General features: G+C 71.1%; 11 protein-coding genes. 7 read left to right on the forward strand and 4 right to left on the reverse strand.

All coding sequences use genetic code 11. The features are described 5' to 3' along the window. Both MR1_RS17390 and MR1_RS17395 read left to right on the forward strand, forming a co-directional pair. On the forward strand, positions 1–1,376 hold a 1,376-nt coding region (locus tag MR1_RS17390; protein WP_067249942.1), incomplete at its 5' end, for a helicase-associated domain-containing protein. Positions 1,377–1,432: 56 nt separating this feature from the next. Continuing rightward, on the forward strand, positions 1,433–3,076 hold the full coding sequence (locus MR1_RS17395; RefSeq protein WP_067249944.1) for a DNA repair helicase XPB: 1,644 nt from the start codon (positions 1,433–1,435) through the stop codon (positions 3,074–3,076). A gap of 287 nt (positions 3,077–3,363) precedes the next feature. Here the strand turns inward: MR1_RS17395 and MR1_RS20260 are convergent, their stop codons facing one another. Beyond that, positions 3,364–3,528, reverse strand: coding sequence for a hypothetical protein (locus tag MR1_RS20260; protein ID WP_169797711.1), 165 nt, complete (start codon positions 3,526–3,528; stop codon positions 3,364–3,366). A 160-nt stretch (positions 3,529–3,688) separates the two neighbouring features. Between MR1_RS20260 and MR1_RS17400 the strand changes: the two genes are divergently transcribed. The 3 genes from MR1_RS17400 (at position 3,689) to MR1_RS17410 (ending at position 6,546) form a co-directional block, all read left to right on the forward strand. Then, the gene (locus MR1_RS17400) at positions 3,689–4,381 is read left to right on the forward strand and encodes a response regulator transcription factor (RefSeq protein WP_067249947.1); all 693 of its coding nucleotides are present in this window, start codon (positions 3,689–3,691) and stop codon (positions 4,379–4,381) included. A gap of 1 nt (position 4,382) precedes the next feature. Continuing rightward, on the forward strand, positions 4,383–6,122 hold the full coding sequence (locus tag MR1_RS17405) for a sensor histidine kinase (RefSeq protein WP_067249950.1): 1,740 nt from the start codon (positions 4,383–4,385) through the stop codon (positions 6,120–6,122). A gap of 136 nt (positions 6,123–6,258) precedes the next feature. After that, positions 6,259–6,546 (forward strand): WXG100 family type VII secretion target, encoded by a 288-nt coding sequence (locus tag MR1_RS17410; RefSeq protein ID WP_067249954.1) that lies wholly within the window; start codon positions 6,259–6,261, stop codon positions 6,544–6,546. A 72-nt stretch (positions 6,547–6,618) separates the two neighbouring features. On the opposite strand, the gene groL is transcribed toward MR1_RS17410, so the two are convergent. The 3 genes from groL to MR1_RS17425 all read right to left on the reverse strand — a co-directional run bounded on the left by groL (position 6,619) and on the right by MR1_RS17425 (position 9,374). After that, positions 6,619–8,238 (reverse strand): chaperonin GroEL, encoded by a 1,620-nt coding sequence (gene groL / locus MR1_RS17415; protein WP_067249957.1) that lies wholly within the window; start codon positions 8,236–8,238, stop codon positions 6,619–6,621. 108 nt (positions 8,239–8,346) lie between these two features. Next, entirely contained in the window at positions 8,347–9,048 is a 702-nt protein-coding gene (locus tag MR1_RS17420) for a LytR C-terminal domain-containing protein (protein WP_255218188.1), read from the reverse strand. Positions 9,049–9,116: 68 nt separating this feature from the next. Next, positions 9,117–9,374, reverse strand: a complete 258-nt coding sequence (locus MR1_RS17425) for a DUF3263 domain-containing protein (RefSeq protein WP_067249960.1) — start codon at positions 9,372–9,374, stop codon at positions 9,117–9,119. Between the two features lie 136 nt (positions 9,375–9,510). Between MR1_RS17425 and msrB the strand changes: the two genes are divergently transcribed. Together msrB and MR1_RS20605 are read left to right on the forward strand one after the other, a co-directional pair. Next, positions 9,511–9,933 carry a peptide-methionine (R)-S-oxide reductase MsrB gene (gene msrB, locus MR1_RS17430; protein WP_067249963.1) on the forward strand — a complete coding sequence of 141 codons (423 nt, stop codon included), beginning with the start codon at positions 9,511–9,513 and terminating at the stop codon, positions 9,931–9,933. Then, positions 9,930–10,092, forward strand: a 163-nt coding sequence (locus MR1_RS20605; protein WP_174522561.1) for a nitroreductase family protein, incomplete at its 3' end; no start/stop codon positions are given. The genes msrB and MR1_RS20605, both read left to right, overlap by 4 nt.

Here is a 10,092-nt window from a genome sequence, read left to right on the forward strand (position 1 = left end):
TGGAAGCGGACGCGCCGGCCTCGGCCGGCGCCGCGGAGCGCGCGTTCACGACGACGGCGGTCCTCGCCGACCTCCTGGTGCTGGCGCAGGAGTCGCCCTTCGGTCTTCTCGCCGGAGGACAGGTCGGTGCGATCGAGAAGCGCCGCGCCGTGGATCACGGTCTGCCGGACGATTCCGCGCTGCTGGACGACCTCTTCGCCCTCGGCACCGCCGCGGGCCTGCTGCGTCCCGTGGATCGGCAGCTGCGCATGACGACGCGCGGCGAGCAGTGGCTCGCCCTGACCGGTCCGGAGAGATGGGCGGCCCTCGCCGAGGGCCTCCGGTCCTCGCTCCCCCGGTCGCTGCGGACGGACGACGGCGGGTGGGCGGCCTACGATCAGTGGCCCCTGGCGCACCCGTGGGACCCGTCGTGGGATCAGACCGCCACCGACCTGCTGCGCCGGGCCGCCCTCCTCGGGCTCCAGGTCTCCGGGGCCGAGACGCCGTGGGGCACCTCCCTGCGGCGCGGGCGACCGGCCGACCGGGAGGCCCTGAGCGCCCATCTCCCGGCCGAGGTGGACCGCATCTTCCTCCAGAACGATCTGACGGCCATCGCGCCCGGCCCGCTCCTTCCCGCGCTCGACCTGCGCCTTCGCACATTCGCCGTGCGCGAGTCCGCGGCGCAGGCCTCTTCGTATCGCTTCACCGCGGATGCCGTGGCCGCGGCCCTGGCGTCGGGCGAGACCGAGGAGGGCATCCTCGGGTTCCTCGAATCGCTCTCCCTCACCGGCGTCCCCCAACCGCTCCGGTACCTCATCTCGCAGGCGGCCCAGCGCCACGGTCTGATCCGCGTCGGCTCCCATCCGGAGTCGGGACGGACACTGGTCACCAGCTCCGACCCCCACCTCCTGGAGGCCATCGCCGTGGACCAGGCGCTGCGTCCGCTGGGCCTGGCCGCGGAGGACGGGGCCCTTCTCACCCGCGTCGGGCGAGACGCCGTCTTCTGGGCGCTGATCGACGAACACTATCCTGCGAGCCTCATCGGACCGGACGGGCTGGACGAGCGCGCGTCGCGTCCCGGCACGGTGGGGGCCGCTCCGGAGGCGGAGGAGCCGCGCGCCCGCTACGCCGGGCTTCTGGCCCGCCTCCGAGCGGCTCAGGGGCCGGACGCGGACGCGGCGTGGCTCGACCGGGAGCTGGAGCACGCCGTCCGGCACCGGGAGGTGCTCGCCGTCGAGGTCGCGATGCCCGACGGCTCCACCCGCGAGCTCGTCCTGGAGGTCACGGGTCTCGGCGGAGGACGCCTGCGCGGCCGGGACCGCACCGCGGATGTGGAACGCACCCTCCCCGTGCGCAGCATCCGCTCCACCCGCGTCGTCGAGTCCGGGACCGCCTGACCGCCGACCCCGACGCACCGCCGCCCATGCACGGGCGCCGGGTAGACTGGACGGCTATGTCCGATGGCCCCCTGATCGTCCAGAGCGACCGCACCGTCCTGCTCGAGGTCGCCCACGCCGATGCCGAGAGCGCGCGGCACGAGCTGGCGATCTTCGCCGAGCTGGAGCGCGCGCCCGAGCACATCCACACCTACCGGATCACCCGGCTCGGGCTGTGGAACGCGCGCGCCGCGGGCCACAGCGCCGACGACATGCTGGAGACGCTCGATCGCTGGTCGCGGTTCCCCGTTCCCCCCTCGGTCGCGGTCGACCTGCGCGAGACGGTCGACCGTTACGGGCGGCTGGTGATCGAGCGCGACGAGGAGGGCACGCTGATCCTGCGCTCCACCGATCCGGCCGTGCTCACACAGGTGGCGCACAACAAGCGGATCCAGCCGCTGCTGATCGGACACCCGGGTCCCGACACGTACGTCGTCGACGCCTGGGCACGTGGGCAGATCAAGCAGGAGCTGCTGAAGATCGGCTGGCCCGCCGAGGACCTCGCCGGGTACACCCCCGGCACGCCGCATGAGATCGCCCTCGCCGAGGACGGCTGGGAGATGCGCCCGTATCAGCGCCAGGCGGTCGACGCGTACGAGAAGGACGGATCCGGCGTGATCGTGCTCCCCTGCGGCGCGGGGAAGACCATCGTCGGCGCGGGTGCGATGGCCGCGACCAAGACGACGACCCTGATCCTGGTGACCAACGCCGTGTCCGCCCGGCAGTGGCGCGACGAGCTGCTCAAGCGCACCTCCCTCACGGCGGAGGAGATCGGCGAGTACTCCGGGCAGGTCAAGGAGGTCAAGCCGGTCACCATCGCGACGTACCAGATCCTCACGGCGAAGCGGAAGGGCCAGTACGCCCACCTCTCCCTCCTGGACGAGATGGACTGGGGCCTGATCGTGTACGACGAGGTGCATCTGCTCCCGGCCCCCGTGTTCAAGCTGACCGCGGACCTCCAGGCCCGCCGCCGGATCGGCCTGACGGCGACGCTCGTGCGTGAGGACGGCCGCGAGGGCGACGTGTTCAGCCTCATCGGCCCCAAGCGCTTCGACGCGCCATGGAAGCAGATCGAGGCGCAGGGGTTCATCTCCCCCGCCGCCTGCTATGAGGTCCGCGTGGACCTCCCGCCCGGGGACCGGCTGGAGTACGCGGCGGCGACCGACGACGAGCGCTACCGGCTCGCCGCCTCGGCGCCGGCGAAGATCACGGCCGTCCGAGAGCTCATCGCCAAGCACCCCGGCGAGCGCATCCTCGTCATCGGCCAGTACCTGGACCAGTTGGACACGCTCTCCGACGCCCTCGGCGCTCCGCAGATCACCGGGGCCACCCCCGTGGACGAGCGCGAGGAGCTGTACCGCCAGTTCCGGGAGGGCGAGATCGATCTCCTGGTCGTGTCGAAGGTCGCGAACTTCTCGATCGACCTTCCCGAGGCGTCCGTGGCGATCCAGGTCTCCGGCTCCTTCGGGTCCCGCCAGGAGGAGGCGCAGCGCTTGGGGCGGCTCCTGCGCCCCAAGCAGTCCGGGCACACGGCGAGCTTCTACACGCTCATCGCCCGTGACACGGTGGATCAGGACTACGCCCAGAACCGCCAGCGCTTCCTCGCCGAGCAGGGCTACAGCTACACGATCCTCGACGCCGACGAGCTCGCCGCCGCCTGACCGTATTCGGGGCGCGATCTCACAGGCCCGGCGCCCTGCCTCGCGCGTGCAGTCAGCGCGCGAGCTCAGGCCAACACGCGAGAACAGGCACACGCAGCGCAACTCCGCCTGATCCCGCGCGTCTGCCTGATCCCACGCGCACGAACCCACGCGCCGGTCGCCTCGCCTGGCGCGTGCAGTCAGCGCGCGAGCTCAGGCGAACACGCCAGAACAGGCACACGCAGCGCAACTCCGCCTGATCCCGCGCGTCCGCCTGATCCCACGCGCGGCGGTTGGAGGGAAGGGCCTCAGGCGTCGCTCTCGCCGGGGCTGCGCCCGCAGCGCCAGCACGGGCTGACGCGGTCATCGAGCAGAGCTCCGCACTCGGGGCAGACCTGCGCCAGCCAGCAGGCCGCGTCGCCACCGTGGTCCGCCGCGTCCTCCTCGAAATCCGTGCCCCGATCCGCGTCCATGCCGCCACGGTACTCCGCGCACGGCGGGAACGGGCACCGCGCCCGACGGCCCACGGCACGGGGCGTGCGACGGCCCACGGCGCGGGGCGTCCGACACCGCCGGGAACACGTCTCCCAGCGAATCCAGGACATGCATGGCCGCGATCACCATAATGGGGGCATGACTGAAGCGCGCATCCTGGTCGTCGACGACGAGCCGAACATCCGCGACCTGCTGTCCACGGGCCTGAGCTTCGCCGGGTTCTCCGTGAAGACGGTCGCCAACGGCGCCGCCACCATCTCCGCCGTCCTGGAGGAGGAGCCGGATCTGATCATCCTGGACGTCATGCTTCCGGACATGAACGGGTTCAGCGTCACCAAGCGCCTGCGCGGCGCGGGATTCACCGCCCCGATCCTCTTCCTCACCGCCAAGGACGAGACCGAGGACAAGATCGAGGGGCTCAACGCCGGCGGGGACGACTACGTCACCAAGCCGTTCAGCCTGGACGAGATCGTCGCTCGCGCACAGGCGATCCTCCGCCGCACGATGCAGGCGGACGAGGAGTCGATGATCCGCGCCGGCGAGCTCTCGATGGACCAGGACACGCACGACGTCATGGTCGGGTCGACGTCGATCGAGCTCAGCCCCACCGAGTTCAAGCTGCTGCGCTATCTCATGCTCAACCCGAACCGTGTGCTGTCCAAGGCGCAGATCCTCGACCACGTCTGGGAGTACGACTTCAACGGCGATGCGGGGATCGTGGAGAGCTACATCTCCTATCTCCGGCGCAAGATCGATCCGCACACCACCGAGCCGGTGATCCAGACCAAGCGCGGTTTCGGCTACATGCTGAAGGTCGGCAAGTCGGCCTGAGATGTCCCACAAGACCGACGCGGTCACCCGATGGTGGCGGCGCATCAGCCTGCGCGCCAAGGTCACCGGGGTCACCGTGGCGGTCCTCGCCCTGGGACTCATCGTCACCGGGATCGGCACGATGCCGATCCTGCGCTCGTCCCTGATCGGGAACGTCGAGTCGCAGCTGCCCGCGCTGGTGTCCACCGACGTCGCCAGCCGGTACTTCACGATCGCGGCCGACGGCGAGGGCGGCCTGGTCGCGACGGCCAAGCCGGATGCGCTGCGGCTGTCCAGCTACTTCGTGGCCATCTACGACGCCGCGGGGAACCTCAAGGGCATCGCGGGCGGCTCCCCCGGTGACGTCCCGCCGGACTTCGACCCGAACTACACCGTCGCCGAGGCCCATGCCGACGCCGACGCGGTCCTCGTGCTGCACGGCGCGCAAGGCACAGAGTTCCGGGCCAGCGCCGCGGTGCGTCCGATCCCCGGGGCGAGCGCGACCTACACGCAGGTCGTCGCGCTGTCGCTGCACGAGACCGACGAGATCATCACCACCTATCTCGGGGTGTTCACCACGATCGCGCTGCTGACGATCCTCGTCGCCGCGCTCACGACCCGCGGCCTCGTCACCCTCACCTTCCGCCGGCTGGGTCAGGTCGAGTCGACCGCCATGGCGATCGCGGCGGGCGACTTCAGCCAGCGCATGACGGATCTCGAGCCCACGACCGAGGTGGGCCGGCTCAACACCGCGATCAACACGATGCTCGACCGGCTGGACGCCTCCATCGCCCAGCGCGACCGCACGGTGAGCCACATGCGCCGCTTCATCGGCGACGCCAGCCACGAGCTGCGCACCCCGCTGGTGAGCGTGCGCGGCTATGCCGAGCTGTACCGCATGGGCGCGATCTCGGGCGAGGAGGACACCGCCCGCGCCATGGAGCGGATCGAGAAGGAGGCACTGCGGATGGGCGTGCTCGTCGAGGACCTGCTGGCCCTCGCGCGCCTCGACGAGCAGCGCGAGCTGACGATCGAGCCGCTCGATCTGCGGCCCCTCGCCCAGGACGCGGCCCTGGACCTGCGCGCCGCGGCGCCGCGGCGGCCGGTGACGGTCGTCGACACGACCGCGGAGACCACGACCCCGACTCCGACGAGCACCCCGAACCACCGTCCCCATCTTCCGCACCGACCGCGGACCGAGGAGACGCCGACGACGCGTCCGGTCGGGACCCGGGGCCGCGTGCCGATCTCGCTCTCGCGCCTGCGCCGGAAGGCCCGCGAGACGCCGCCGATGCCGCAGATCGACTTCTCCGAGGCGGTCGTGGCGCCGGTGTCCACTCCGCCGATCGTGCTCGGCGAGGAGAACAAGGTCCGACAGGTGATCGCGAACCTCCTCGGCAACGCACGGCGCTTCTCCGCGGACGACGCCCCGATCGAGATCGTCGTGGGCGCCGATCGCCACAAGGGTGTCGGCTGGTTCTCGATCGTCGACCACGGCGAAGGCGTCCCCGAACCGATCCGCGAGCAGATCTTCCAGCGCTTCTGGCGGGCCGACAGCTCCCGCGCCCGGGAGACGGGCGGATCCGGGCTCGGACTGGCCATCGTGGCCTCGATCGTCCAGGCTCTGCAGGGCTCCGTGAACGTCACCGAGACCGACGGGGGCGGGGCGACCTTCACCGTGGAGCTCCCGCTCGCCCCGTCCCGTGCGACGCCCGAGCACCTCCTGCAGGACACCCAGCCCATCGAGCCCCTCGACCTCTGACCCGATCCGCCGGCTCCTCCTGCACCGGCCGGTCCCGCCTCCGCCTCCTCCACGGATCGTGGGAGGCGCCGTCGGAGGGGACGCCGCGGACCGTAGCGTCGAAGCGTCCGCTGACGCCTCTTCGAAGGGAACACCCATGTCCGTCATCACCGTCAACACCGACGACGTCTTCTCGGTCACCAACTCCATGCGCGCCGCCGTGGAGCGGCTCCAGCAGGAGACCGTCACGCTGCGAGGACACTTCACGATGCTGCAGAACACCTGGACCGGCGGGGCCTCCGCGGCGTTCCAGTCCGCGAACGAGCAGTGGCAGGCCGCGCAGAGCCAGGTGGAGCAGGCGCTGGCCGCGATCACCCAGGCCCTGGATCAGGCGGGGCAGCAGTATGTGCAGGCCGAGCAGTACTCGGCGGCGCTGTTCCGCTGACCCGGCACCGCGTACCCCGAAACGAAGAGGACCCCCGGCGAGACGCCGGGGGTCCTCTTCGTCAGAGCGGGATCAGAAGTCCATGCCGCCCGTCGGGTCGGCCGGAGCAGCCGCAGCCTTCTCCGGCTTGTCCGCCACGACGGCCTCCGTCGTGAGGAACAGACCCGCGATCGATGCGGCGTTCTGCAGCGCCGAACGGGTGACCTTGGCCGGGTCGATGATGCCCTGGCCGAACATGTCACCGTACTCGCCGGTGGCCGCGTTCAGGCCCTGGCCCGCGGGGAGCTCCGAGACCTTCGCCGCGACGACGCCCGGCTCGAGGCCGGCGTTGAGGGCGATCTGCTTCAGCGGGGCCTCGATCGCGACGCGCACGATGTTCGCACCGGTCGCCTCGTCGCCCGAGAGCTCGAGGGCGGCCAGCGCCTTGGTGCCGGACTGGATGAGGGCCACGCCACCACCGGGGACGATGCCCTCCTCGACGGCCGCCTTGGCGTTGCGCACGGCGTCCTCGATGCGGTGCTTGCGCTCCTTGAGCTCGACCTCGGTCGCCGCACCTGCCTTGATGACGGCCACGCCGCCGGCGAGCTTGGCGAGGCGCTCCTGCAGCTTCTCGCGGTCGTAGTCGCTGTCGGTGTTCTCGATCTCACGACGGATCTGGGTCACGCGACCGGCGATCTGGTCGGCGTCGCCGGCGCCCTCGACGATCGTGGTCTCGTCCTTGGTGACGATGACCTTGCGCGCGCGGCCGAGCAGGTCGAGGGTGGTGTTCTCGAGCTTGAGACCGACCTCCTCGGTGATGACCGTGCCGCCCGTGAGGATCGCGATGTCCTGCAGCTGGGCCTTGCGGCGGTCGCCGAAGCCGGGGGCCTTGACGGCGACCGACTTGAAGATGCCGCGGATCTTGTTCAGCACCAGGGTCGCGAGCGCCTCGCCCTCGACGTCCTCGGCGATGATGACGAGCTCCTTGCCGTCCTGGATCACCTTGTCGACGACCGGCAGAAGGTCCTTGATGTTGGAGATCTTCTGGTTCGCGATCAGGATGTACGGGTCCTCGAAGACGGCCTCCTGGCGGTCCGGGTCCGTGACGAAGTAGGGGTTCAGGTAGCCCTTGTCGAAGCGCATGCCCTCGGTGAGCTCGAGCTCGGTGCCGAAGGTCTGCGACTCCTCGACGGTGACGACGCCCTCCTTGCCCACCTTGTCGATGGCCTCGGCGATGAGCGCGCCGATCTCCGTGTCGGCCGCCGAGATGGAGGCGGTCGCGGCGATCTGCTCCTTGGACTCGATCTCCTTGGCGTTCTCGAGCAGCTCGGCGGTGATCGCGGCGACGGCCTTCTCGATGCCCTTCTTCAGGCTGATCGGGTCGGCGCCGGCGGCGACGTTGCGCAGGCCCTCGCGGACGAGCGCCTGGGCGAGGACGGTCGCGGTCGTGGTTCCGTCACCCGCGACGTCGTCGGTCTTCTTGGCGACCTCCTTGACGAGCTCCGCACCGATCTTCTCGTACGGGTCGTCGAGCTCGATCTCCTTGGCGATCGACACGCCGTCGTTCGTGATCGTGGGGGCGCCCCACTTCTTCTCGAGCACGACGTTGCGGCCGCGCGGGCCGAGCGTCACCTTGACCGCGTCGGCCAGGATGTTCAGGCCGCGCTCGAGGCCACGGCGGGCCTCCTCATCGAAAGCGATGATCTTTGCCATGAGTAGTGTCGTCCCTCCTGGACGTAGGCGTTGGGTTTAGCACTCAGCGAGAGCGAGTGCTAATGCCATTCTGGCACTCGCCCCCATCGAGTGCAAGCCGCCCCGGCGCTACTCCGCCGTCGCGTCTCCGCTGGCGTCCGCCTCGGCCTCGGCGGTCGCATCCGCCGTGCTGTCCGCGGTCCCCTCCGCCGTGGTGTCGGCGGAGGCGTCCTCGGCCGGCGGCTGCTCGTCGGCCGGCGGCTGCTCCTCGGCGGGCGCGTCCGCCGGCACCCGGTCGAGACCGATCACCACCGTCAGCTGCTTCTGGCCCTCGACCACGTCGTCGGCGTACACGTCGCTCTGCAGGACCTGTGCTCCGCCGATCAGACCGGCCAGCGCCTCGGCCGCGGCCTGGTCCTCCGGGTTCTGGAAGTACACGGTCGTCTGCGGGAAGTCGGTGGCGTCCGCGTTGCTGGCGATCACCGCGGTCTCCGGGAACCCGGCGGTCACGATCGAGTCGCGCACCGTGGCGGCCAGGTTGTCCACGGTGGTGGCGTTGAGGACGAGCACCGCGTAGGAGGTGTCGAGCGTCGGCGCCGAGGTCTCGGGGCTCGACGGCGCGACGCTCGCGGTCGGCTCGGGACCGAAGGAGATCTTGCCCATGACGACCATGGCGCCGAACACACCGGCGACGATCAGGACCAGCGCCGCGACGATCGACCACAGCAGCACGACCCAGCCGTTCATGCCCGGGTTCTCGGCCCGGTGCGCGCCGACGCGGCCGTGCGTGCGGGGGACGTCGTCGAAGCGGTCGCGATCGGGTGTGGGCACCCCTCGATGTTAGCGGTACGCCTGTGCGCCCCCTGAGCGTGCCACCGCCCGCTCCGGGGGATACGCCGTCAGCGCGCGACGCCGGACAGGCGGGAGGCGCGCCGTTGCTCGCCCTCGTCCCGCATCCGCCGGAGACGCCGCACGAGCAGGGGATCGTGCTCGAGCGCCGGCGCCGTGTCGATCAGCCGGTCCAGGAGCAGGTAGTACCGGGCGGGCGGCAGATCCAGCTCGACGCGGATCGCCTCCTCCTTGGCCCCGCTGTGGCGCGGCCAGCGCGCCTCGAAGGCGAGGAGGCCGCGATCGCGGTCGGACAGCTGCTCGGTCATCCCGCTCAGCGTACGTCCGCGTGACCGGCGACCCCGGCAGGCGCTCCGCGATCCCCGCATCCGGCACGGCACCGCGACCCCGGGGGCGGCGGAAGCGACGAGAATGGAGGGGCAACCGCACTCCGGGAGGAACCTCATGGACTATCGCGTGAACAAGACCGACGACGAGTGGCGCTCGGAGCTCGGCGCCGAGCGGTACGCCGTGCTCCGCGAGGCGGCGACCGAACGCCCGTGGACGGGCGAGCTGCTCGACGAGCATCGGGCCGGCCTCTACACCTGCGGGGCCTGCGGAGCGGAGCTGTTCCGCAGCGGCACCAAGTTCGACTCGGGATGCGGCTGGCCGAGCTTCTACGAGTCGATCCGCCCCGAGGCGGTCGAGCTGATCGAGGACACCAGCCTCGGCATGGTGCGCACGGAGGTGCGGTGCGCCGCGTGCGGCTCGCACCTGGGACACGTCTTCCCCGACGGCTTCGGCACCCCCACGGGAGACCGCTACTGCATGAACTCGGTCGCCCTGTCGTTCCAGCCCGAGTCGGACGCCGGCGAGACCACGCCGTGAGCGCGCGCGACGCCGCGCTCGCCCGACAGTCCTGGTCGAAGGTCACCGATGACGCGCCCTCGCCCGCGACGCTCGCGGAGCTCGTCGCCGCCGCGGGCCGCGTCGCCGACCACTCCTCGCTGCGCCCGTGGCGGCTGATCGCCCTGCGCGGCGACGACC

Origin of the sequence: Microbacterium resistens NBRC 103078 (assembly GCF_001552355.1) — a bacterium.
Lineage (GTDB): Bacteria > Actinomycetota > Actinomycetes > Actinomycetales > Microbacteriaceae > Microbacterium > Microbacterium resistens.